This is a genomic window from Candidatus Hecatella orcuttiae (genome assembly GCF_002009985.1).
GTDB lineage: Archaea > Thermoproteota > Bathyarchaeia > Hecatellales > Hecatellaceae > Hecatella > Hecatella orcuttiae.
The window spans coordinates 911,088-934,009 of the sequence record NZ_MTLX02000005.1 but is presented as its reverse complement, the minus strand read 5'-3'; the positions used below and the strand labels follow the sequence as shown (position 1 = coordinate 934,009).

Genomic DNA, 22,922 nt, shown 5'->3' with positions numbered 1-22,922 from the left:
CCTGTTGGAAGCGTTGCTGCAGAACTCGTTGGCCTTGAGGCTTTTATATAAACTGGTGACAGGGCAGATCTCCGAAATTCACGCCAAGGTCACAGCGAACCGAGTGACCTATCCTTCCCTGAGAGAGTTGGAAAGCTCAGACGAGGAAGCTGCTCAACTTCTTGAAAAACTGGGGGAGGAGGGTTTTCTGCATAGAAAAGTTTCCGACAACATCTTCAAGTGCCCTCAATGTTTCTCCGCGGACATCCGCCCCCAACTTTTATGTCCGAAATGCAAATCAGCCGACTATACAGAGGGGAACGTCCTCGTCCATTATTCATGTAGCTACATAGATTTTGAGGAAAAATTTTGGAAAGAAGCCTCATCTGTCAGATGCCCGCGATGCAATCGGGTTCTCAGGCAGATTGGTGTTGACTACGGCAATCCCGGCATGGCTTTCAAATGCTTAGAATGTGGAGAATTCTTCCACCTTCCCTTTGAACGGTGGGTTTGCAAGGTATGCGACCGCTCCTTCAGGCCTACGGAGGCGCGGAGGGAAAACGTTTACTCCTACCGGTTTAACGAGGCTAGGAGAAACGAGGTGAGGAAGGCGCTGCTCTACGTCGAGCCCATGGCTGAAGCGCTGAAACGGGGAGGCTTCTCCGTGGAATGCTTCTATGAGCTGGAAGGTAAATCAGGAAGCTTCCACATGTTCGATATCGTAGCCAAAAACTCAGGGCCTTCTCGCAGAGAACTCATTGTGGAAGTGGAAGAAAAGGGAGGGCTGACTGTAACCGTTGACGACCTGTTGAAATTTTTAGCCAAATTTTTCGACGTGAAAACAAAGGGCTTCCACGGTATATTCGTTGCCATACCTAAACTTGAAAGGGAAGCCCGGGTTTTCGCATCCAAATTTCGGGTGGAATGTTTGGAGGCAGGTAACATGGAGGACGCCGTCGATCAGCTGAGGAAGATAATAGGTCTTTGAAGGGAGAATCTGTTCCGTGTTGAAGACGCAGAAGCATTCACCTTTAACGAAGGTTTCCATCTACGCGGCCGCTGCCGTCTTTTCCTTTTCTCTCCTCATAGCAGCGGGACACCTTAAACTCATCCTGACCGCCTTCGCCTATTTTGTTTCCCTTGTATTTCTTCTCTGGGGACTCTACCACCTGCCCATCTTGGCAGCGGGATTAACACGCATGGACACGGCTAAACCTGCCGACCCGCTTTCCCTCCCCACGGTTTCCATCCTCATACCTGCTAAACATGAGCCATGGGTTATAGGGCGAGCAGTGAACATAGCGGCGAACCATTTGGATTATCCTGAAGGGAAAAAAGAAGTGGTGGTGGTCACGGAGGATGAGGAAACCGCCATGGCGGCTATGCCCCTAGCCGCAGCCAACCCCGAGTCTGTTAAGATATTTTTCCGCTCCGCCCCCTCCCGAATTGAAACCAAGCCCGCTGCCTTAGACGACGTGGTTCACTTCACCAACGGGGAGATCATCGCTATCTTCGACGCTGAGGACGTCCCAGACAGGGATGTGCTGATGAAGGTGATGCCCTTCTTCGACGACCCTAAGGTGGGGGCAGTTCAAGGAATTCTCAGGATGGGCAACAGGGAGGATGCTTGGCTTGCTAGGATGATGGACCTTGAATACGCTTCTTGGTTCAGAATACACCTCTGGGGAAGAAGAAAACTCGGATTCTTCATCCCCTTAGGGGGAACATGTTGCTTCCTCAGAAGAGAGTTCTTGAGGGGAGTAGGGTGGTGGGATTCTAAGAATCTGACTGAGGACTTGGAAGTAGCTGTCCGTTTAACCTTTTCAGGCTACGACATCAAAATGGTTGAGGTTAGGTCTTGGGGGGAAGCTCCCATAAGGGTGGGCGAATGGATGAGGCAGAGGGGTCGGTGGATGAGGGGTTATCTTCAAACTTTTCTAACCTACTGGCTTCCCGCCCTTCGAAACATGAGAAGACTTGGGTTTCTTAAGACTTTAAGTATGATTCTAGTTTTAGGAGCCCCTTTTGTGATGATTCTCGTGCCCATCGGCTATGCCTTAACTTTCCTTTGGGCCGTCACTGAAGTTTTCAAGCTGTGGGCGCCAGGGCTTATGGCTTTAACTTTCCCGCGGTGGGCTGTGATTCCTCTGCTCTTCAACTTTGTTTTTTACGGAGCCGTCTTAGCCGGCATAGTCTTGGAGAACAAAAATCGCAGAAACCTCCTATGGCTTCCGACTTACTTCCTCTACATGTTTCTGCACATCGCAGGCTTAATTTACGCCTTTTGGCTTCATTGGACGAGGCCTTTGTACTGGGCTAAGACGGAGCATTATGGTCTAGGGTGGAAAGAGCACCTAAGCTTAGCTCCTCGGAGTTAAGTTTTTCTCTCTTCTACAAGGAGTCTCAATCCTTGGACGGCCTTAACTGTAATCTCTCTATCCGCCTCGATGTACCCCTCCGCAGCCCTAGCCTTCCACACCTCCCCCTCGACCCTGACTAACCCTTCGGGATTGAGGAAGGTCAACGTTTTCCCCTTCAAACCCGCCATGGCCTCGATTCCCACAGCGGGTTTTCTCGCCAACGCAGGGGTAGTTGTCTTGTAAATTCCGAGGGAGAGGACCGCTAACAGGGCGAGAATGACGGCGATGTAGCCTACTGGGATTCTAAAGCCGAGAAGGGGGAGGACCATCAGCAGAAGCAGCCCCACGCCTATCTCGTCCAGAATGGTTATGACAGCGACGAAGCCTGCTCGCCTCCTTCCTCTCCAAGACATTTTCCACCCTCTAAATGTCAAAGGGGCGCCGGCTGAATTTAAAGGGTCAAATTTATGGGAAAGAACATCCAATACTTCCCATTCTGCCGATGGGAGGAGATGCGGTGTGATTAAAGCAGTGTGCTTAGACTTGGGAGACACTTTGATCGACGAAGAAAGCGTTGTCCGAGAGCCAGACGGCCGGGCTCTCAGCGGCTCCCCAGTGCAGGGAGCCTTCCAGCTGCTTAAAGCCCTCAAGGAAAAAGGCTACCGGCTTGCCCTCGTCTGCAACGGGGACAGTGTGGGAACTCGGAGGGTTATGGCTTCCAGTGGTTTAACGAACTCCTTTGACGTGGTGGTCATCTCCGGGGATGTGGGCATCGAGAAGCCGGACCCCCGCATCTTCCAGATAGCCTTGGAGCGGCTGGGGGTGAAGCCTGAGGAAGCCGTCATGGTGGGAAACAGGGTGGACGCTGACGTGGTCGGCGCGAAGAGGGCGGGCATGAGAAGCATTCTCTTCAAGTGGAACAACCGGTATCCGGACTCCATAGACAGTGAGGAGAAAAAACCCGACTTCACAGTCAGAAGCTTGGATGAAGTCCTAAAAATAATTGAGGAAATCGGAGAAAAAGGTTAAACAAAGTCACCTCAAGCATTCCAGCCTTTTCCCGCTGGAGATGCTGCTAAGCCCCCGGGGGGCTATTCTTCCAGCGTTTGAGTTTTGGTTCTCTGCAGCCGCATCCATTCTCCCCGGGAGACGAAGGCTATGAAGTGAAGCAAGTCTCCGGCGGTTATGGACCCCACGGTTTTCCCCTTCTCCACCACCAAAACTCTTCGCGTGCCGCTGTCAGCCATCAGCTTTGCGATGTCGGAGATCCCCGTATCCGGCTCCACCACGGGGATGAAGGAGTCCATTACTTCCTCCGCCTTCAAGGCCGCAGGGTCTTTCTGAAGCGCCATCACCTTGGTCACCAAGTCGTTGTCCCTCAGAATTCCCACAGGCTTTCCGGCTTTCAAGATGAAGACGTTTCTCAGACGGTTTTCCCTCATCATCCTAGCCACCTCCAAGACGGAGGCAGTGGATTCAGCGGCGGGTATGTCCGCCTTCATCAGAAGCCTAGCCGCTGAGGGCATTTCAGGGATTTTTTCCGCCATAAAAATTTCCCGCATACCACCTCGCAGGGGACACTTTTAAACTTTAAGCCTGCCGGATTCCCTCCAGCCTTTTAACTCCTAGTTGATAGTCGGGTACTCTAAAAAAGGAAATCGAAAACCATTCCTAACACCTCAGCTTCTTGAAAACGTCCCCCCATGAAGGGAGGCTGCTCAGCTGGGAGGCCTCCAACCGGTAACCAGCTGGTAGGTGGTGGTTCGTTGGGCTGGAATCCTACCCAAGTCTCTTATCATCCGCTCCATTTCCTCGGGAAGTAGGCACTGTCCTGAGCTGGCTCCCGCAGCCCTAGAGATGTTCTCCTCCATCAAGGTTCCTCCTAGGTCGTTAGCCCCAGCGTTGAGGGCCACCTGAGCCAGTTTGGGGCCTAGTTTAACCCAGGAGACTTGGATGTTGTCCACCCACCCCGCCAGCATCAGCCTTGAAACAGCGTACATCCTCAGGTCCTCAGCTCCAGTGGCTCCAGCCTTGCTGTCTCCTTCTCTGAAAAGAGCTGTCTTCCAAGGGATGAAAGTGAGGGGGATGAATTCGGTGAAGCCTCGAGTTTTCTTCTGAACCTCCCGAACCACAGCCAGATGCCGGGCTTGATGGATGGGGCTTTCCACATGACCGTACATGATGGTGGCCGTGGTGGGGATGCCCAGCCTGTGGGCGGTTTCCACCACTTGAACCCATTTTCCCACGCTGATTTTTTCAGGGCACACTACCCTCCTGACTTCATCCACCAAGACCTCCGCCGCGGTGCCGGGCATGCTATCCAAGCCCGCCTCCTTGAGACGCCTCAAGGTTTCCTCCAGACCAAGCCCTCCCTTGGAGGCAGCGTAAACCACCTCCATGGGGGAGAAAGCGTGAATGTGGATGGAGGGCACAGTTCTCTTCACCGCCCTCAACAAGGCCTCATAAAAGCCTAGGTCCACCTCGGGGTGAAGGCCGCCTTGGATGCAAACCTCCGTGGCCCCTTGCCTCCAAGCCTCCTCCGCCTTCGCGGCTACCTGAGCGGGGGAGAGCAAGTAAGCTTCGGGGTCGCGGGGGCTTCGGCTGAAGGCGCAGAACCGGCAGCCGGTGCCGCAGATGTTGGTGAAGTTGATGTTCCAGTTGACCACGTAGGTGACGATGTCCCCCACCCTCCGCCGCCTAACCCAGTCGGCCGCGAGGATCAACGCGTGAAGCTCCAGCCCTCGAGCTTGAAGGAGGCAGGAGGCTTCCTCCTCCGTCAACTCTCCTCCTCCCAACGCTTTATTCAAGACCTCAGCTGTTCCCGAGTCTAGGGAGGCGAGGAAGTTTTCCTTAAAGGCTTGAAGCTCCCTCAGCCTAGGCCTAGCCTCCACGCCCTAACCGGCCTCCTTTTCCCTTCGCACGTAGCCTTCCCCATCAACTAGACCTAGAACCGTCGGCTTCAGAGCTTCAGGGATGAACTCAGGCTTGTCAACCACGTACTCCGGGTAGACAGGCAACCTCTGCCTGAGCTCCAAGCCGCAGCCTTCCGTTATCCTTCGAAGCTTAGGGATGCTGGGCCAAGCCTTTTCAGGGTTCACATGGTCTAAGGTGACGGGGGAGACGCCTCCCCAATCGTTAGCCCCCGCCAAGGGAAGAGCGGAGGCGACAGAGGCAGCGAGGTTGGGAGGCACCTGAAGATTCATCTCCCCGCCCAAGACCAACCTTGAAACGGCTAACACCCGCAGGGTCTCCAGCCCCTCAGGCTCAGGGTGATCGCCCATGGGGGTTCTAGGCTTGGCGGCGAAGGGCTGCAAAATTACCTCTTGAACGTGGCCGTATTCCCGGTTAAGCTTGGAAATGACGGAAAGCGACTCGACCAGTTCCCGAGGTTTCTCACCAATCCCGAAAAGCAGTCCGGTGGTGAAGGCCACCCTAAGCTTGCCTGCATGCTCTAAGGTAGCCAGCCGGAGGTGGGGGTGTTTCCCAGGGCTGAATTCGTGGGGACCTCCAGGTTGGCAGAGGCGGGGGCTGATGTTCTCCAGCATGAGGCCCATGCTGACGTTGACCTCCCTTAAGGCCGCCATCTCTTTGAGGGACAGGACTCCGGGGTTGCTGTGGGGGAGGAGGCCTGTCTTCTCATGGACAGCTTGGCAGAGGTCCGCCAAATAGTCGAGAGTGCTGCTGTAGCCCATTCGGCTTAAGGCCTTTTCCGCTTCAGGATATTTCTCCTCAGGCTTCTCCCCCAGGGTGAAAAGAGCCTCGGTGCACCCCGCGTTCCTTCCGGCTGCTGCTATCTTCAAGACCTCTTCAGGCTTTAGAAACAAGCGGCTTCTAGGGGAGGGCGGTCTTCTGAAGCCGCAGTAGGCGCAGGCATTGCGGCACAGCCGCGTGAGGGGGATGAAAACCTTCCGGGAGTAGGTCATCTTCCTACCCTTGGCCTTCCTTCTCACTTTCCAAGCCGCGCCGAAGACGGCGGGTAGCTCATGGGGTTCTGCCTCCAGAAGCACGCAGCCGTCCTCCACGCTGAGGCCTTCGCCCCCCAAAGCCTTGGATAGAACCTCCCCCACGGCTCCCTTCGAATCCGGAGGGCTTTCCGTCTTCAAACTTCGGGTGAGAATTGCGGGAATGGAAGGCTTCAAAGGCGAACGCCTCTTTCACCGGGTTTTCCTGAATTTCAACACGATGTCTTCTCCCGCTTTCTCCATTCCTGAGAAGCGGAGTTTAAAGCTTTCCCGGATGGTGGGGAAGCCTTCTCCCTCCACCAAGCTCACCGCCTCTCTGCCTCCCACCAAGTAGGGGGCAATGGCAACCTGAACCTCGTCCACCAAGCCTGCTTTCACCATCCCCCAGTTAAGGGTGCCTCCCCCCTCTAAAAGGACGGTCTTAACCCCCATTTTCCCCAACTTCTTTAGAAGAAGCTTCAAGTTCACCTTCTCCGTCTCCCCGGCTCTGAGGACCTGAGCTCCCGCCTTCCTTAAAGCTTTAACACGGGTCTCCGGCGCCCTGCCGCCGACGGCTATCAACACACCTCCCTTGTGAGTGTGGGTTAGGATTTTGGCGTCGGGGGGAGTGCGCGCTCGACTGTCCACCACTATTTTCAGAGGAACCCCAACCGCCCTAGGCCCTTTAACCGTCAGCTTGGGATCGTCTACCAAGAGAGTGTTGATGCCTATCATGATGGCGTCAACCCTCCGCCTCAGCCGGTGAACCCGCCTCCAGTCCTCGGGGCTGGAGAGGGCTGAGTCCCCCCGCCGACTGGCTATCTTGCCGTCTAAGCTCATGGCTGCGTTCAAAATCACATAGGGCCGCTGGGCAGGAGGCTTCACCAAGGTTTCCTCCCCAGTTTGTTAACGGCTACCTCGCCCCCCACCAAGACCAGTTTAACGTTATCCCCCCTAGCCCGGTGGACTACGGAGGCAGCGGGGCTGCGGGCCGGCGCTAGGTTGGCGGCTTGAGCGTCGATGAATACTACGTCAGCCAGCTTTCCCGGTTGAAGGGAGCCTAGGGACTCCCCGAGCCCCAGGACCTTGGCAGCGTTAACCGTAGCCATCTGGAGGATTTCCTCCGGCTTCACGGCGGCTGGAGACTTCTCCAAAGCCTTCACGGTCTTGGAGAGAAAATCCATTTCCCTGAACATGTCCGGAGAGTTCACCATGACGTTGTCTGTTCCCAGCGCCACCGTAACCCCTGAATCCATCAACCTCCTAACCGGAGGGAAGCCCAAGCCTAAAACAGCATTCGCCCTCGGACAGACCACGGCGCCTACCCTGCGCTCGGAGAGGAGAGCGAAATCCCCGCTGCGGGCGTGGGTGAGATGAATCAGAAAGCTGGCTTTCAACAGCTTAACAGCCCTCTCCACTTCCCCCAGCCCTGTCCTAGCCTTGGATTTCCCCTCAGCCTCAGGGTCTTCCGCAGCGTGGGTTGCCAAGAGTTTTCCCCGGCCTTGGAGGAGGGTTGAAATCTGAAGGAGGCTTGGGTCTGTGAACTCGTTGGGGCTGCTGAGGCCTAGGCCTTCCGCTGACTCCAAGATGGCCGCCGCTTCTTCCACGGCCTCCTCCGGAAGTTTGGCGCGGTTGGCTTCTAGGTCTTCCTCCCCCCAATGGTGCTGAGGCCTGCCCAGAATTATGGGGCGGATTTTCAGGCCTCTCAAAGCCTCCCGGAGGAGTTGAACCCCGGGCATCCCCCCCTCCCTGAAGTCGGCGAAGGCGGTGACCCCCGCGGAGAGCATGTCCTCCAACGTCCCCCTCATATGGCGGAGAATTTGCTCCCGGGAGGTTTCTCGGAGAAGCCTATGTTTGAGCCCTTGAGGAGGCCTCACCAAGGCTTCTAGGCTGAGGCCTGACCCCTGCTCCTTGAAGGCGGAGTCCCCTACGTGGATGTGGGCGTTGATAAGCCCGGGGATGCCGATGAGGCCTCGGGCGTCCAGTCTCCCTTCACACTGCCCTTTGAAGCTGCCTTTCCCCACCTCGCATATCCGGTCGCCTTCGAAGGCTAGGTAGCCGCCTTCCATGGGGTGGAGTTCCTCCCCCACCAGTAAGATGGCTCCTTCAACAACCTTCAAGGAAACGCCCCTCACGTGAACAAGGCAGCTGGGGTTGCAGGTGGACCCGGCGGCATGGTTTATGACCCCTAAGGGTCTGGGAAATTTAAGTTTTTGGAGACCACGCCCTTCCCGGCTGGGGTTTTAAAGACTGGAAGTCGCCTTCCCCCACTTGGAGGATGATCTCCGCGTTCTCCAACAAGTATTTTTCACGGAAGACCCCTTGGTCCGCGTAGGCTTCGAGGACATCGCCTACAAAGATAGTGTGGTCCCCGGTGGTCAGAGCTTGGCTGAGCTTGCATTCCAAGTGGGCGACGCATTCGCCGACGATGGGGGCTCTCACCCTCCGAGCCGGCTGGGGGGTGAGGCCGGCTTCCTTAAACTTATCTCTCCTCCGCCCTGAGACGCTGCCGCAGAAGAGAACCTGCCTCAAAAGCCTCATGGTGGGAATGTTGACCACGAATTCCCGTGTTTCCTCTAAAATACGGTGGGTATACCGGCCTAACCCCACGCTGACAGCGGCCTTGGGCGGGTTGAAGGAAGTGGGCATAGACCAAGCTAAGGTGATGATGTTAGCCTTACCCTCCCCATCGACACAACTGACTAGGACAAGGCTCCTAGGGTAGAGAAGCCTGTGAACGCAGTGCGTGGGCACGTCTACTTTCACAGAGCCCATGGAATCCCCCTCAAGCCAAACTAATTGAGGGGTGAATAAGTTAAGCTTTTACCTCCTCTAACCTGCAAAGAGACCAAGGCATCCTGTTCCCAGCAAAGGAATGCCTTCATGTTGAGCGGAGAAATACTGGACGTTTCTGAGATGCTCTCCGGTTTTCAGCCTACTGCACGAAAAAGCAGAATCATTGAAATTCTCGAACTCTCTAGGCTGTTTGGTGGGCCGGGCCGGATTTGAACCGGCGACCTTTCGGTGTCGGAGCCGTTTCATCCTATCAGCCGAACGCTCCAGCCAAGCTGAGCTACCGGCCCGTGGGCTGGTCTGTCTGTTTCTCTTAACTCTTAAAAGATCCTTTTTTGCTTTATGTCTGTTGCACAGGTAACTTTAAAAAGTTAAATCGTCCAGAAAATGGAAGGTATCAAGTTGAAGGATATGACTCCGCTGGAAAGGGTTCTTCGGACTGTGCGGGGAGAGCTACCAGACCGTGTGCCAGTCATCCCCGGAGTAGGCCACCAATACATCTCAGCCTTTACCCGCATACCCCTCCCCAAGCTTGTCTCAGACCCGAATAAAATGGCGGAGGGAGTTCTGGCCACATGGAGAAGACACGGCTACGACGCCATCGGAGCGGTAACCTACGCCTCCCTAGGGGCTGATGAAATGGGCTGCAAGGTCATAATAGAGGACGGCCACGTGATATTCGCTAAAGAGCCGGCGATAAAGAACTACTCCGACCTCAAAAATCTTCGCATACCTGATCCGAGGAAAGACGGACGCATGCCCGTGGTGCTGGAATGCCAGCGGATCCTCCGTGAGAAAACAGAGGGAACCATATCGGTGGGGGGCGGCTTCCAAGGGCCGCTGTCCTTCGCCGCCATCCTACGCGGGCCTAAAGACTTTCTGCTCGACCTCATCAGGAACCCAGGTTTCTGCAAGGAGGTCGTCGAGTTTTCAACCGAATTTCTGATGGAGTGGGGGAAAGCTCAGATCGAAGTCGGCGGGGTAAAGTCCCTTATGATATTCGAGCCCACCGCCTCACCCCAAGTGGTTTCCCCAGCCCGGTTTGAAGAGTATTCCTTCCCTTATCTGCGAAGGCTCATAGCGGAATTCAAAAGACTCGGCGCAGGGGTGATCCTTCACATTTGCGGAAACACCAAGCCCATTCTCAAAAAAATGGCTGAGACAGGAGCTTCGACTCTAAGCTTGGAGTCGGAGGTAAACTTGGCGGAGGCTAAGAGGATCACCGAAAACAAGGTCTGCGTTTCAGGCAACATCGACAGCTTCAAACTCGCCTTCAGCCCAAAGGAGGAAGTCTTTCAGATGGCAAAGGCCTGCGTCTTGGAGACATCCCCCGGGGGGCGCTTCATCCTGAGTTCTTCCTGCGAGGTCACAGCCAACACCCCTCCGGAGAACCTAGACGCGCTGATTCAGGCAGCCGAAGAATATGGGAAATACCGTTAAAGGCAAGGCTATTTGGATTTAATCCACTCTTTGCAGATTTTCACGCCTAAAGCCACGTCGTTCACGCCGGCGTCGGCTCCCACCTTCCGGGCGAAATCTTCTTTGATGGGATAGCCGCCGAGGATGACCTTGACTTTTTCCCTGAGGCCTTCCTGAGTAAGCCTTCGGATGACGTTTTCCATTTCCATCATGGAAGGCGTCAGTAAGCCGGACAGTCCGAGGATGTCGGGTTTAACCCTGCGAACCTCCTCCACGAACTTCTCCGAAGGCACGTCTATGCCTAGGTCGACGACCTCAAAGCCTGCGGACTTCAGAAGCGCTATGACTATGTCTTTTCCTATGTCATGAAGGTCTCCCTTAACCGTTCCTATGAGCACCTTGCCCGCTGCTTTGTAATCGGCAGTTTTAAGATGCGGCTCCACTATCCGCATTCCCTCCTTCATGGTCTCCCCTGCTGCGATCAGCTCAGAAAGGTAGTATTCTCCACGTTCGTAATTCCGGCCGATGACCTCCATGCCCCTCGCCATTTCCCTAAAAATTTCAGCAGGAGGGATGCCTTCGTCTAAGGCTTCCCGGCAGGCCTGCCGGAGGCCTTCCACGTCGAAGTTGACTATGCAGCTGTTGACCTTCCCCAGTACTTCACCTGATTTTTGATGCCTTTTTGACTTCACGGTAACTCCCCCTATCCCGCTGGTTAATGGATGGTGTTCGCCTTCGGCTTTGCTCCTTCAAATTGTTGAAGGCAACCGATTGTAGACATGGTGTTGAAAGCCTCTTGCTGTTAGAGTGATTTAAGCCTTTCCGAAACCCAGACAGGTAGAGCTGGTTTTTTATAGTTTCTCCATGGGAGTTGAAGACGGCTGAATATGTCTGCCGATTTTTTTTGGAAAACCTTAAATTCCCTATAATAAAGTTAGAAAAGGTAAAACCGTTGATGATGAGTTAGATGAAAGGAAGAAAGATCCTCGCCATCGTGGCGGAAATAGGTTTAGCGTTCGCAGCCTCCGCTTTTCTCATCGCAGCCATGGGAGTAGACCCCATGATGGCATATGGGGTCTTTTTTTCCAACGCCTTCGGTTCTCTTTACGGGGTGGCTGAAACCTTAACCGTGGCTACACCTCTCATCTTAGCAGCCTTAGGGATAATTGTAGCCTTCAGATGTAAATTTTGGAACATTGGGGCGGAGGGTCAACTGCTCCTAGGAGCCGCCATCGCCGCTTGGCTTGGAATGAGTGTTAAAGCACCTTTCAGCCTTATGCTTCCCCTGCTATTTTCTGCCAGCTTCATGGCGGGTGCAATGTGGGGAGTGATCCCCGGATACTTGAAGGCTAAACTGCAGGTGAATGAGATAATCACCACCTTGATGATGAACTTCATAGCACTTCTGTTTGTGAGCTTTCTGGTGGAAGACTTGTTAAAAGAGGAGGGCGCCCTTTTCCCCCGTACACCTCCCATCCTACCAGCTGCACAGTTACCGAAATTGATCCCGGGAACAAGGTTGCATGCAGGCTTCATCGTGGCGGTTGCCCTCTCCATACTCGTGTACTTGGTTCTGCAGAAAACGATCTTCGGGTACAGAATAAGGTCTACCGGCTCCAATCCTCTAGCTGCCAGATACGGCGGGATAAACGTCACCAGATACACCATATATGCTGTGATCCTCAGCGGAGGCTTGGCAGGGATGGCGGGAATGGGAGAAGTGTCCGGTGTCCATTACCGGCTGGTTAACAACATCTCCCCCGGCTACGGATATTTCGCCATCATCGTCGCCCTGCTCGGCAGGCTGCATCCCATCGCAGTGGTTCTCACAGGCATTTTCTTCGGAGGACTGATAGTCGGCAGCTCCGCCATGACCTCCATGACCGTCATACCTGGCGCTTTCATGTACGTCCTCCAAGCTTTCATTCTGATTTTCATGCTGGGCATCGACTCGATGATGGAGAAGATGAAATTGTTCTAAAGGGAGGTATGCGAGAATGTCAGAGTTTATAGTGTTCGTCCTCGCCACCGCCGTTCACATGATGGTTCCCATTCTACTGCCCGCCCTTGGAGAGACTTTGTCCCAACGATCCGGTGTGCTCAATTTGGGGATAGAGGGAATAATGCTGATGGGCGCCTCCCTAGGCCTCATAGCAACACACATCACAGGCAGCCCCTACATCGGCTTAGGAGCAGCCCTTGCAGGCGGGCTACTTTTCGGCTTAGCAACCCTCGTCATCGTCATCCTGCTACACGTTGACCAGGTGATCAACGGGGTTGGAATTTGGCTTCTGGGACTGGGAGCCTCCACTTTCCTGCTGAAATGGTATGTTGCAGGTTTACCTCAATTCCCCACCATAAAGACGTTGGAGGCAATTCCAGTGCCATACCTCAGTAAGCTGCCTTTCATAGGCCCTGTCCTGTTTCAGCAGAACTTTCTGGTGTACGCTTCAATATTAGCTGTCGCCCTTTTCTGGTTAATTTTGTTCAAAACAACATTCGGCTTAAACATCCGAGCGGTGGGAGAAAACCCGTTGGCTGCGGAAAATGCAGCTATTAACGTAAACTGGGTTAGGTCTATCACCATCCTTGTAAGCGCAGCCATGGCCGGCTTAGGAGGCTGCTACCTGAGCATCGCCCATGTGGGGCTGTTCACCCACAACATGGTGGCAGGTCGAGGGTTCATAGCCATAGCAATCGTGGTCTTCAGCAAGTGGAATCCTGCCCGCGCAATTTTAGGGGCGCTCATCTTCGGGGGGGCTGAAGCCCTTCAAATACACATTCAAGCATTGGGAGTGATGGTGCCGTATCAATTCTTGTCCATGCTGCCGTATCTTCTGACAATATCGATGATGGTCGCCATAGGCAGAAAAGCCGAATTCCCAAAAGCTCTAACCGTTCCATACAAGAGAGCAAGATAATCCAAGAGCCCTTTATAAAAAAAGGTAGGTAGGTTAGCACCTACGGCCTCTGCTTCCGTTTTCTAGGTGTTTAGTTCCTTCCGACGTTAATCCCATATTTCCGGTACCACGAGCACACCGTCGATGATATCCTGCCTCGCCTTCATCACGGTCTCTGCTATGTCCGAGGGAACCAGCTCTGTGTTTATGCGAAGGTCAAGAACTCCCTCTTTTATTCCAGGCGTAAACGTGCCTCCTTGAAAGTTGTTTTCTAGGATGCTTTGAACAGTTTCCTCGAGCAGCGGAATGAAGTTGAAGACGTAGGTGGCGATGGACACGTCTTTACCCATTTCAAAGTAGTCTTGATGCTCTGATACCACGTAAATTCCTTCCCGTTCGCGCGCGGCTTCGAAGATTCCAGTGGAGGAGAAACCGGCCCAGGAGGCGATGATGTCGCTTCCAGCGTTTATCTGAGAGGTAGCGAAGTCTTTTCCCTTAACCGGCTCGATGAAAGACCCCACGTAGGAGACTATCACTTCCGCTTGAGGGTTAGCCGCCTCCACTCCCAAGATGAAGCCGTTGGTGAGCATTTTTATAACCGGGAACTCCCCTCCGTTGACCACACCTATCTTGCCGGTTTTCGTCATCAAACCCGCCAACAATCCGCCTAAGTATGTCATTTCATGCCACTTTGGATCATAGGCTCGGAGATTAGGGGCAGACGTCCGGCAGCCAGTGGTCATAAAATAGGTGTCCGGAAACTCCTCAGCCGCCCTAGCCGCCGCGTCGTCATACTGGCCTCCGTGGCCCCAAACTAGGTCGAATCCCGCGGCGGCAAACTGTTTCAAATCCCGTTCAGCGTCAGCGAAAGGTATGAATTCAGAATACGAAATCTCCGCTCCAAACTTCTCTTCCACATGTTTCAAAGCGAGATATCCTGAATGGCTCCATCCCGGTATATCGGCTCCCGCATCCAAGGACATTGCAACTTTTATTGGAGTAGGCGCGGGTGTGGGTGTCGGTGTCGGTGTTGGTGTGGGGGTAGGTGCCGGTGTTGGCGTGGGTGTGGGCGTCGGCGTAGGCGTCGGTGCAGGCGTCGGTGTGGGGGCTGGAGCCGGCCTTGTAGCCTGCCAGGCGGCGTAACCGCCCACACCAGCCACCACCACAGCCACAACCGCAGCAACACCGTATTTAAGAGCACTTCTTCTGGATGTTTGGGTTGCCATGAGATCAAAATCCTCCTTTAAACGCATTCTGTTTAGGGATTCTGGTATTTAAATTTTCACCGGATTTGTCGGAGATCCGGTTTCAGGATGTTTAAACGTCTAAAGGTACGCCTAGGTCCACCAGTTCTCTTTTCACTTTTTTGTAGATGCTGAGCCAATCGTCCTTGGGTTTGAGGGTTTTCACATCGTAGCATTCCGGGAAGGTTTTACCCAGCGGAGGATTTCTCAGCTTGCTTTCATATTTCGGCAGAAGGGCCTTCACAGCCTCATTGGCGTCTGAGCGTTTCATCCCCGCACATGCCTTGACAACCTCTGCGCCGAACTTCTGCTCCAGCGGGCTTACGTGGTCTTTGTGTTTTCCTCCCGCGGAGCGGTTTCCTATGTTGGCTGCGCACCCGGACACAGCCTGTTCGATGGCTCCCACGGCCATTTCGTAGAGGATTTCCTCCGTGCACGGGCCTGAAACCTGGCTGGTTATTCCCCCTATCAAGAGCTGGGTGTTTCGGCTTTCCCCCTGCTCCACCACGCTGGCAGCCCACACGGCTTCCCGGCCTACGTTGCCGTCATACCTGAAATCGTAAATCACCCCGCAGGGAACAGCGCACCTGTGCACTAGGACTTGAAGCAGCGTAGCGGCCACAGCCGCCACAGCCGCTCCCTCAGGCGGGCCTACGTAGCCGCCTATCATGGACCAGTGGTTTCCGTAAACATAGCCTCCATAGCTTTGAACCTTGACAACCTTATGCAGTAAGCCGTAGGAGGTTTTCAACTCCGTGATGGCGAGGACCAGCCCCATGTCGTTCCGCGTGTAGCTGTGAGGTGCTCCATATCCGCCCAGCAGACCGTATTCTGTGGGGCTGAGGGCTGGGCCTATGAAAGGGATGCCCGGCCGGCCTACCCGCCTCGCCACTTCCTTCACAGCAGCTCCCTCGTTGAGGCCTGCGAGGGACTCGTAGGGTGAGCCTGCTATGACAGGTCGACCGTGGGTTGTGGATGTGGAAAGCGCGGACAACATGTCTATAACCCTGTTTTCAGCGATGCCCTGCATTATGGGCATGAAAAGCTCCTCGGAGACTATTCCAAACCCCGACCTGAAAACCGGCGGCCTAGGGTCCTCTGGCCTTCGGGCTCTTATCACCACCTTGTCGCTGCTCTCCCCTACCGTGATTTCTTTGGGAGCCAGCCGCAGGGCTTCTTTGACTTCTTCTTCACTGAACTTTATGACTCTCTCTGTGTTGATGCAGAGCATTCCCGTCTCCACGGCGAACTCGAAGCCGGCTTCCCAGAACTTATCTGCCAAACCATCATCCGTGTTGACAGGGTTTTCAGGGCTGCATGTTCGCGATAGCCCGTGTTCCTTAAGCTTCTCCATGATCTTCCCTGGTATCACTCTCTTATCCCATTCACCTACTTCGCACACGGGGCCGCTGTGAGCTCTGTCTAAGACTTCAAGAAAACTTACCACACGAAACCACCGACAATTGTTAGACGTTTACTCTTGTCGATCTACAGATAAATCTTTCGCAGTCTTAAGACACAAGAAGCCAAGGATCCGTTGGGCTTTAGTTGCGAAACTTGCTCAAGCTTGTAAGCGGGGCGAAGAAGGGATTTTCAACAAGCTCAGTAGGTTTAAATAGGGCTTAGATGCTAAGGTAGGAGAGAGGTAAGAATTTTGGTAGATGAGAAAGTTACTCGAAGAGGATGGCTTAAAACCGCCGTAGGCACCGTAGTAGGCTTTGCGGTAGGCATGGTTGGGGGATATCTCGCCGGAACTGCAAGAGCTCCACCACCTACACCAGCACCCGAAATCGCCATTGTCACTTTTCAAACGGGATGGGCCTTCGTCGGAAGGGATGCCCCCTTCTTCTTAGCCATGGAAAAGGGATACTATGAAGAAGAAGGGCTGTCCCTGAGGATATTTAGGGGATATGGAACCTCCGACGTTTTAAAAAACATGGAAGCCAAGAAATTTGATTTCGGCATGCCGGGCACCAGCGGAACCATAAAAGCCATAGCCGAAGGTGCGCAGCTGAAGATAGTGGCGATGCTGCACCTCAGAAGCGTAAACGGTGTCATCGTCAGAAAGGACAGCGGAATAAAAGGGCCGCAGGACATGGTGGGGAAGATATATGGGCAGACTTTTGCAAGCGAAACCTCGCTACTTCTGCCCTACTTCTTAGAGATCAACGGTGTTGACCCCGCGACCGTAGAGATGCGAAACCTTGATCCAGGGGTAGCGGTCTCAGCGTTGCTTGCAGGAGAAACCGACATATGCGGCTTCTACAGCGAGTCTCCTAGTGCAGCTCTATGGGAAAAAGTCAACCACATCAACTTCGCGGATTGGGGTTTAGACGTGTACAATAATGCCATCGTAGCACACTTGGATCTTATGGCGGAAAACCCGGAGCTGATCCGGAGATTTTTAAAGGCCACATTCATGGGCATCAGAGACGCCATGGCCAACCCTGAAGAAGCAGTTGACGCTATGCACAAATACCGCCCGGAGCTTAAACGGGAAGACATCAGAATTCAGTTGGCGTTTGGGCTGCAAGGGTATTTAGGAAACCCGGAAGAGACTGCGAAATTGGGGCTGGGCTGGGTAACCGAAGAGAAAATGGCTTTTACGCAAAAAATAGCGTCGGAGGCTTTTGGCTTCGAAGAAGTTCCCCTAGAAAGGATTTACACGAACGAATACTTGACGAAAATACTCCCACCGGAAAATGCCGAAGAAAACATCAATGCGATAATAGCGGAGGTAATGTAACAGCCGGCTACACTCTCATCAAATATGAGCCGTTTGACAGCCTACGGGGTAGCGGGAGCTAGATAAGAAGCGAAAAACATATGATATGCCGGCAGGATCGGGTGCGAAGATGAGAATAAGAGAGCCAGTAATCTTCACAGTTTTCATGTTTATGCTGGTTATAGTGTGGCAGATGGCGGTAGAAATATTCAATATACCTAGTTTTTTTCTTCCACCCCCTTCAGCCATAGCAAGCGAGCTTGTGAATAATCTTGATACGCTCTTGAGAAATACGTACTTTACGTTTCTTTTAATTGTGGAAGGCTTCCTTTTAGCTGTAGTCTTCGGCTTTGTCCTTGGGGTGGGAATTGCCTATTCATGGATTCTGAGGGTTACCCTGTATCCGTTGATGGTCGCCATACGGTCGCTGCCTGTGGTGGCTATCGCTCCCTTTTTTGTCATCTGGGTTGGGTATGGGAGTCCGTCCATATTGCTAGTTTCCTTCTTCCTCGCCTTTTTCCCTATAGTCATCGCCTCCATAAGTGGCTTAACAAAGATCGACCCCAACATGTTGAAGCTGATGCGCTCTTTCCGTGCTTCCGAATGGCAGATACTCAGAAAATTAAGATTCAAGAACGCCCTCCCTTACCTGTTTGACGGATTTAAAGTATCTATCACTTTATCAGTTGTAGGAGTTGTGGTAGGAGAATTCATAGCGTCCAGCTCCGGAGTTGGCTATCTCGTGCTTGTTTCCAACTTCTCATTAAACGTCCCCTTCGCCTTTGCGTCTTTATTGGTGTTATGCATTTTGGCGCTTACACTCTACGGGTCTATAGTGTTGCTGGAAAAATTGCTGATTCCATGGAGAATTCGTGAGTGATGAAAACCGGTAATTCAGCCGAAGAACTGATTGAAGTAAAAAATCTAACAAAAGTCTACCAATCTCCAAGAGGGGACGTTCTGGCCTTAGAAGACGTTTCATTCAGTGTTAAGAAGGGAGAATTCATCTGCATCGTCGGGAGGAGCGGATGTGGAAAATCCACGCTTCTCAATGTTATCTCAGGTTTAATACCGGAAACCAGCGGGGAAATCCGTATAGCCGGTAAACTGCTGAAAGGACCTCAGCCGAACATAGGCATCGTTTTCCAGTTTCCCGTCCTCTTCCCTTGGAGAACTGTTATCAAAAATATAATGCTACCGCTCGAAGTACTCAAGCTGGGGAAGAAGTATTACGAAAAGATCCCTGAACTGGTCAAACTGGTCGGCCTATCAGGGTTTGAGAACAAATACCCTCATGAACTATCCGGTGGAATGCAGCAGAGAGTTTCCATCTGTATGGCGCTGATACATGACCCCTTACTGTTGCTCATGGATGAGCCTTTTGGTGCGCTGGACGCGCTGACAAGGTATGAGATGAACTTTGAACTTTTGAGGATATGGCATGAAACAAAAAAGACAATACTGTTCATAACCCATAATGTTGAAGAAGCTGTATTTCTGGCGGACAGGGTGCTGGTTATGACTCCCCGCCCAGGCAAAATAGCTAAAGAGATAGTCATTGATCTACCCCGGCCGAGAAGATTGGAGCATAGGGAAGAGAAAAAATTTTCCGAATATATCTTAGACATTCACAAATTATTAGGGCTCGGCTAGAGACTGTCATCCGATGAACTGCTCTGCGTTCGCCACAGCAGAACCTTCTCATCTCTTCAGGCTTTTCCAACGCGAGTAACCGAAACGCTTAAATTCGCTGGTCTTCGGATGACTCTAGTCGTAGACAGAGGTTACGTCTGAATTGTCTGAAGTTGACATTTTGGAGAGGCTGGCTAGGTCCGTTATTGAAATGGATGAGGAGGCAGCGAAGAGCACGGCTGAAGAAGCTGTGAAGACGGGTATAGACCCTCTGAAAGCCATCAAAGAAGGGCTTGGAAAAGGTATGGCTGTGGTCGGCCAGAAGTTTCATGACTGTGAAATATTTCTGCCTCAAGTGATGCTGGCGGCAGACGCCACCAAGGCTGGTGTGGAAGTGCTTCTTTTCAAGTTGACGGCTGAAAGGAGAAGTGAAGCCATAGCGGGAAAAGTTGTCATAGGAACGGTGAAGGGGGACATTCACGATATCGGCAAAAACATCGTGGCTGTGATGCTTTCGGCAGCCGGATTCGAAGTCCACGACCTCGGCTCAGATGTGCCGTCTATGAAGTTCGTGGAGGAAGCTGAAAAAGTCAAAGCAGACATCATAGCCATGTCCTCCCTAATGACCACCACCCGGCTTTACCAGCAGGAGGTCGCAGACTACCTGAAAGACATGGGTCTCCGGAATAGATATTACATTATAATTGGAGGAGGCGCCATAACCCCCGCATGGGCGAGGGAGATCGGCGCCGACGGATACGGAAGACTGGCCGACGATGGGGTGGAGGTGTGCAAACAGCTTCTGGGAAAAAGGGTGAAGCCGCCTCTCCCTGAGCCGATGATAAAAGAATGAGCAAGGAGAGTTGGTTGATGAGTGTTTCTTTTTTAGAAGTCTTGGATAGAATTCACACAGGCCCCGTCTGCAAGGTCAAGGACTGGGACACCAAAGTTATTCCGACGAAAGTGACGGAGAAGCTTAAAGAACACGGGCTGGAGGGCGTCTGCGACCCCAAGAACCCTGTGCCCGCCGACGACAGTCTGGCAGATAAGTTCTGGGAAGCCGGCTTCGAGTTCGCCGTCGAAGTAGGCATGCTCTGCACTGACACTGAAAGGAACATTAGATTCACCGAGGAAGAACTCAAAAGCGCTTTGAGAGAAGCGCGAAGCCAAGTAGCACTTGGAACCGGCTTAGACAAGGTTGTATGCAAAGCGAGGAAGCCGGAAGACGGACAGGCTCCGACGACGTTTCTAGGTCCCTTCGACACCGAGTGCTCCGAGGAGCTCTTCGTTTTAGCCGTTCAAGCTGCAGCCCAATATAGGTCGGTGGACATCATCCACCAGCCTACTCTCGTCACCGCCTATGGAAGGCCGCTTAAGGGCTCCACCCCTTATGAGACCGTCTATGGGAAGCTGGAAGCCGTGTTGACCAAGGAAGGGGTGAGAAGGGCTGGAAGACCCGGCATGTCCTATCCTTTCCTCGTCTCCGATGTGAGCGGATGGGGCGCCATCGGCGCGTATGGAACTGTGGACGCTGCCGACCCGCAGGTGAACCTCATGTGGAGTCTTCCCCCCTCATGCCTGAAGACGAACTATCCCCTGCTGAACAAGACAGCTCAGGCTCTCAATTTTAACGGTCCGGTCGGGGCGGCCCATTACTCTATGATCGGCGGCTACTCCGGTTCACCGGAGGGATGCGTGGTAACAGCCAACGCTGCGGCCGTTCTGATCCTCGTGGTGCATCAGGCGACGATACCTTCCGCAGCCGTCTTCGACCTTCGGCATCTTTTCGGAGGCAGCAGCCGGGAGTCCATCTGGGCCAACAGCCTCACATGCCAATCCCAGAGTAGGAACACTCATAACATCACTCTCTTCAACATCAACCCGGTGGCAGGGCCGTGCACCGACATGCTTCTCTACGAAGCGGCAGCCCAGTGCATCGGGCATGCGTCCTCCGGCACTGCGTGCATAATGGGCATCCGCCCTCGCATGGGGAGGTATCCGCACTATTTCAGCGGCCTTGAAGCGGGCTTTGCAGGGGAAGTAGGTAAAGCCTCGGCTGGGGTTAAACGCTCAGACGCAAACGAGATCGTGAAAACCTTAGTTGCCAGATATGAAGATAAATTAAAGGAACCTCCCGCCGGGAAAAAGTTCGAGGAGTGCGTCGACTTGAAGACCTTGAAGCCTATTCCCGAATGGCTTGCTATATATCGAAAGGTGAAGAAGGAACTCGTAGACCACGGGATCCCGCTAGAATAAAAAAGAATCGCCAACAAGCTTTTTGCAACTCACTTTCACCGGAGCTGCCCTTCGCAGCCTGAGATTTTTCACTGTGTAAATACTAAAATACGGTCGAATGCGAAACACATGTCAATTTGGATAGGGTGACCGTGGTGGAGGATAAGAGAAGCAAAAAAATCGTTGTTGCAACGCACTGCATTCTGAATCAGAACGCGAAGATACAAGGCATAGCTAAGTTTCCCGGAGTCATAACGCCTGTCGTGGACTTCTTGGTCAAAAGCGGGCTGGGTATCCTTCAAATGCCATGCCCTGAAACCACCTACCTAGGAATACGTCGATGGCAGTATGTCAAGGAGCAATATGACACTCCGGCTTTCAGAGAACACTGCAAGAAGCTAGCTGATTTCATCTTAAACCAGATAGAAGACTATCAGAAAAGCGGCTACAAGATAGTGGCAATCCTAGGCGCAGACGGAAGCCCCAGCTGCGGCGTCAACAAAACGCCTAGAAACCCAACTTGGAGCGGACTCATACCGGAGAAGCTGCCAAGCCAGAAGCAAGTGGCGGAAAAAGGCGTCTACATGGAGGTTCTAGAGGATGAGATGAAAAAGAAAAACTTGAACATACCCCTCATCGGCATACCGGAAACCCCTGAAGTAGGGTCTATGGAAGATGCCCTATCCCGGCTGAAAAAGCTTCTGTAGCCCGAAGCCCCCGGCTTCCGTGGCAACCGGCGGGATTAAAATTCTAACGGTCCCCGTCAACTAATCTCCATCTCGTGGGTGGAATGTCGCTTAAACCGATGTTTGACGGCGTGGTGGGAACATACGATCTGCTCAACCGCCTGTTGACTTGGGGGCTGGACGGGGTTTGGCGGAAGCTTTGCGCCCGCGAGTGCAATTCAAGCGGAGTTGTGGTCGACCTCTGCTGCGGAACCGGTGACTTGGCGTTACACATCCTGAAGCAGGCTGCTCCCGAGGCCTGCATAGTCGGGCTTGATTTCAGCAAGGCGATGTTGAAGGCGGCGGGCAAAAAACTTGGAAGGAGAAGCAAAATAGATCTAGTCCTCGCGGACGCGGCGCACATGCCTTTTAAAGAGGGGTGCGTTGACCGAATAGCCATCTCCTTCTCCTTCCGCAATCTCACCTACAGAAATCCTAAGGCTGAAGAATACCTCAAAGAAGTGCTGAGAACGCTGCGCTGCGGAGGAAGGTTTGTCTGCGTTGAAACCAGCCAGCCGAAGCAACGCCCTTTAAAAATTCTCTACCACCTATACCTAAGAAAAATTGTACCATGGCTCGGCGGCCTAGTATCTGGACGTAAAGCTGCTTACCGTTACCTTGGAGCCTCTGCAGTCAACTTTCCCCCGGCGGAGCAAGTTGCAGAGATGCTTTTGAACGCTGGATTCCAGGAGGCTTCTTTTAAACTCCTAGCTTTCGGCGTAGTTGCTCTTCATGTGGGCGTGAAATAGGTCAGCCAGCTTGCCCCCGGCTAGGAGATGCCGGTTTAAGCTGAAGGGAGAAAAATTCTCTTGAAAAAATTAGATGAGACACGTAGGATACATCCTGCCTATCTTCCGAGAAACGCTGAGCAGGCTTTCAGCCGGGATTTTTATCTCGAACCTCGGATGAAAGGGTGTCTGCAAATTTTCAGGGTTAAAGGTTAACATTGATAAGATTGATGCTTACACC

Annotated in this window: 23 protein-coding genes and 1 tRNA gene; 13 read left to right on the top strand and 11 right to left on the bottom strand. The window is 53.1% G+C overall.

What is annotated here, in order from left to right; genetic code table 11:
• Positions 1-4 precede the first annotated feature (4 nt).
• Both BWM17_RS07825 and BWM17_RS07820 read left to right on the top strand, forming a co-directional pair.
• Positions 5-967: a hypothetical protein gene (locus BWM17_RS07825; protein ID WP_309493370.1), complete on the top strand. Its 963-nt coding sequence runs from the start codon at positions 5-7 to the stop codon at positions 965-967.
• Between the two features lie 16 nt (positions 968-983).
• On the top strand, positions 984-2,357 hold the full coding sequence (locus BWM17_RS07820) for a glycosyltransferase (RefSeq protein WP_309493369.1): 1,374 nt from the start codon (positions 984-986) through the stop codon (positions 2,355-2,357).
• On the opposite strand, the gene BWM17_RS07815 is transcribed toward BWM17_RS07820, so the two are convergent.
• On the bottom strand, positions 2,354-2,752 hold the full coding sequence (locus BWM17_RS07815; protein WP_309493368.1) for an NfeD family protein: 399 nt from the start codon (positions 2,750-2,752) through the stop codon (positions 2,354-2,356). The two genes, BWM17_RS07820 and BWM17_RS07815, sit on opposite strands and share 4 nt — an antisense overlap.
• Positions 2,753-2,858: 106 nt before the next feature.
• On the opposite strand from BWM17_RS07815, the gene BWM17_RS07810 reads away from it, so the two are divergent.
• Positions 2,859-3,368 carry an HAD-IIIA family hydrolase gene (locus BWM17_RS07810; RefSeq protein WP_309493367.1) on the top strand — a complete coding sequence of 170 codons (510 nt, stop codon included), beginning with the start codon at positions 2,859-2,861 and terminating at the stop codon, positions 3,366-3,368.
• Between the two features lie 62 nt (positions 3,369-3,430).
• On the opposite strand, the gene BWM17_RS07805 is transcribed toward BWM17_RS07810, so the two are convergent.
• From BWM17_RS07805 to BWM17_RS07775, 7 genes are all read right to left on the bottom strand, one after another.
• Positions 3,431-3,901: a cyclic nucleotide-binding/CBS domain-containing protein gene (locus tag BWM17_RS07805; protein WP_309493366.1), complete on the bottom strand. Its 471-nt coding sequence runs from the start codon at positions 3,899-3,901 to the stop codon at positions 3,431-3,433.
• A 156-nt stretch (positions 3,902-4,057) separates the two neighbouring features.
• Positions 4,058-5,230: a 5-amino-6-(D-ribitylamino)uracil--L-tyrosine 4-hydroxyphenyl transferase CofH gene (gene cofH / locus BWM17_RS07800; RefSeq protein WP_309493365.1), complete on the bottom strand. Its 1,173-nt coding sequence runs from the start codon at positions 5,228-5,230 to the stop codon at positions 4,058-4,060.
• A gap of 3 nt (positions 5,231-5,233) precedes the next feature.
• On the bottom strand, positions 5,234-6,478 hold the full coding sequence (gene cofG / locus BWM17_RS07795; RefSeq protein WP_309493364.1) for a 7,8-didemethyl-8-hydroxy-5-deazariboflavin synthase CofG: 1,245 nt from the start codon (positions 6,476-6,478) through the stop codon (positions 5,234-5,236).
• A gap of 15 nt (positions 6,479-6,493) precedes the next feature.
• Positions 6,494-7,165 (bottom strand): 2,5-diamino-6-(ribosylamino)-4(3H)-pyrimidinone 5'-phosphate reductase, encoded by a 672-nt coding sequence (locus BWM17_RS07790; RefSeq protein WP_309493757.1) that lies wholly within the window; start codon positions 7,163-7,165, stop codon positions 6,494-6,496.
• Entirely contained in the window at positions 7,162-8,400 is a 1,239-nt protein-coding gene (locus tag BWM17_RS07785; protein ID WP_309493363.1) for an amidohydrolase family protein, read from the bottom strand. The genes BWM17_RS07790 and BWM17_RS07785 overlap by 4 nt, the downstream gene beginning before the upstream one ends.
• An 85-nt stretch (positions 8,401-8,485) precedes the next feature.
• The gene (locus tag BWM17_RS07780) at positions 8,486-9,055 is read right to left on the bottom strand and encodes a flavin reductase family protein (protein WP_309493362.1); all 570 of its coding nucleotides are present in this window, start codon (positions 9,053-9,055) and stop codon (positions 8,486-8,488) included.
• A gap of 212 nt (positions 9,056-9,267) precedes the next feature.
• Positions 9,268-9,363, bottom strand: a tRNA-Ile gene (locus BWM17_RS07775).
• A 97-nt stretch (positions 9,364-9,460) separates the two neighbouring features.
• Here BWM17_RS07775 and BWM17_RS07770 point away from each other — a divergent pair.
• Complete coding sequence (locus BWM17_RS07770; protein ID WP_309493361.1) at positions 9,461-10,513, top strand: uroporphyrinogen decarboxylase family protein; 1,053 nt, start codon at positions 9,461-9,463, stop codon at positions 10,511-10,513.
• Between the two features lie 8 nt (positions 10,514-10,521).
• Here BWM17_RS07770 and BWM17_RS07765 read toward each other — a convergent pair whose 3' ends face one another.
• Positions 10,522-11,184: a corrinoid protein gene (locus tag BWM17_RS07765; protein WP_309493360.1), complete on the bottom strand. Its 663-nt coding sequence runs from the start codon at positions 11,182-11,184 to the stop codon at positions 10,522-10,524.
• Positions 11,185-11,459: 275 nt separating this feature from the next.
• Between BWM17_RS07765 and BWM17_RS07760 the strand changes: the two genes are divergently transcribed.
• A complete protein-coding gene (locus BWM17_RS07760; protein WP_309493359.1) occupies positions 11,460-12,473 on the top strand; it encodes an ABC transporter permease in 1,014 nt (337 codons plus the stop codon).
• A gap of 16 nt (positions 12,474-12,489) precedes the next feature.
• Complete coding sequence (locus tag BWM17_RS07755) at positions 12,490-13,413, top strand: ABC transporter permease (protein WP_309493358.1); 924 nt, start codon at positions 12,490-12,492, stop codon at positions 13,411-13,413.
• Positions 13,414-13,499: 86 nt separating this feature from the next.
• Here the strand turns inward: BWM17_RS07755 and BWM17_RS07750 are convergent, their stop codons facing one another.
• Positions 13,500-14,618, bottom strand: a complete 1,119-nt coding sequence (locus tag BWM17_RS07750; protein WP_309493357.1) for a BMP family protein — start codon at positions 14,616-14,618, stop codon at positions 13,500-13,502.
• Positions 14,619-14,709: 91 nt separating this feature from the next.
• Entirely contained in the window at positions 14,710-16,083 is a 1,374-nt protein-coding gene (locus BWM17_RS07745) for a monomethylamine:corrinoid methyltransferase (RefSeq protein WP_309493356.1), read from the bottom strand.
• A 207-nt stretch (positions 16,084-16,290) separates the two neighbouring features.
• Here BWM17_RS07745 and BWM17_RS07740 point away from each other — a divergent pair, with 207 nt between their 5' ends.
• From BWM17_RS07740 to BWM17_RS07710, 7 genes are all read left to right on the top strand, one after another.
• Complete coding sequence (locus tag BWM17_RS07740) at positions 16,291-17,382, top strand: ABC transporter substrate-binding protein (RefSeq protein WP_309493355.1); 1,092 nt, start codon at positions 16,291-16,293, stop codon at positions 17,380-17,382.
• A gap of 109 nt (positions 17,383-17,491) precedes the next feature.
• Positions 17,492-18,241, top strand: a complete 750-nt coding sequence (locus BWM17_RS07735; RefSeq protein WP_309493354.1) for an ABC transporter permease — start codon at positions 17,492-17,494, stop codon at positions 18,239-18,241.
• Complete coding sequence (locus tag BWM17_RS07730; protein ID WP_309493353.1) at positions 18,241-19,014, top strand: ABC transporter ATP-binding protein; 774 nt, start codon at positions 18,241-18,243, stop codon at positions 19,012-19,014. Before BWM17_RS07735 ends, BWM17_RS07730 begins: the two co-directional genes overlap by 1 nt.
• Positions 19,015-19,156: 142 nt before the next feature.
• A complete protein-coding gene (locus tag BWM17_RS07725) occupies positions 19,157-19,846 on the top strand; it encodes a corrinoid protein (RefSeq protein ID WP_309493352.1) in 690 nt (229 codons plus the stop codon).
• Between the two features lie 17 nt (positions 19,847-19,863).
• On the top strand, positions 19,864-21,249 hold the full coding sequence (locus tag BWM17_RS07720) for a monomethylamine:corrinoid methyltransferase (RefSeq protein WP_309493351.1): 1,386 nt from the start codon (positions 19,864-19,866) through the stop codon (positions 21,247-21,249).
• A 125-nt stretch (positions 21,250-21,374) separates the two neighbouring features.
• Positions 21,375-21,935: a CD3072 family TudS-related putative desulfidase gene (locus BWM17_RS07715; RefSeq protein ID WP_338140516.1), complete on the top strand. Its 561-nt coding sequence runs from the start codon at positions 21,375-21,377 to the stop codon at positions 21,933-21,935.
• An 83-nt stretch (positions 21,936-22,018) separates the two neighbouring features.
• The gene (locus BWM17_RS07710) at positions 22,019-22,702 is read left to right on the top strand and encodes a ubiquinone/menaquinone biosynthesis methyltransferase (protein WP_309493348.1); all 684 of its coding nucleotides are present in this window, start codon (positions 22,019-22,021) and stop codon (positions 22,700-22,702) included.
• Positions 22,703-22,922: the final 220 nt, after the last annotated feature.

What these genes read in the sequence shown, in the direction of transcription:
- BWM17_RS07815 (WP_309493368.1), bottom strand. Translation starts at nt 2,752, where the DNA reads ATGTCTTGGAGAGGAAGGAGGCGAGCAGGCTTCGTCGCTGTCATAACC.
- BWM17_RS07805 (WP_309493366.1), bottom strand. Translation starts at nt 3,901, where the DNA reads ATGCGGGAAATTTTTATGGCGGAAAAAATCCCTGAAATGCCCTCAGCG.
- BWM17_RS07780 (WP_309493362.1), bottom strand. Translation starts at nt 9,055, where the DNA reads ATGGGCTCTGTGAAAGTAGACGTGCCCACGCACTGCGTTCACAGGCTT.
- BWM17_RS07770 (WP_309493361.1), top strand. Translation starts at nt 9,461, where the DNA reads ATGGAAGGTATCAAGTTGAAGGATATGACTCCGCTGGAAAGGGTTCTT.
- BWM17_RS07760 (WP_309493359.1), top strand. Translation starts at nt 11,460, where the DNA reads ATGAAAGGAAGAAAGATCCTCGCCATCGTGGCGGAAATAGGTTTAGCG.
- BWM17_RS07755 (WP_309493358.1), top strand. Translation starts at nt 12,490, where the DNA reads ATGTCAGAGTTTATAGTGTTCGTCCTCGCCACCGCCGTTCACATGATG.
- BWM17_RS07750 (WP_309493357.1), bottom strand. Translation starts at nt 14,618, where the DNA reads ATGGCAACCCAAACATCCAGAAGAAGTGCTCTTAAATACGGTGTTGCT.
- BWM17_RS07735 (WP_309493354.1), top strand. Translation starts at nt 17,492, where the DNA reads ATGAGAATAAGAGAGCCAGTAATCTTCACAGTTTTCATGTTTATGCTG.
- BWM17_RS07730 (WP_309493353.1), top strand. Translation starts at nt 18,241, where the DNA reads ATGAAAACCGGTAATTCAGCCGAAGAACTGATTGAAGTAAAAAATCTA.
- BWM17_RS07720 (WP_309493351.1), top strand. Translation starts at nt 19,864, where the DNA reads ATGAGTGTTTCTTTTTTAGAAGTCTTGGATAGAATTCACACAGGCCCC.
- BWM17_RS07710 (WP_309493348.1), top strand. Translation starts at nt 22,019, where the DNA reads ATGTCGCTTAAACCGATGTTTGACGGCGTGGTGGGAACATACGATCTG.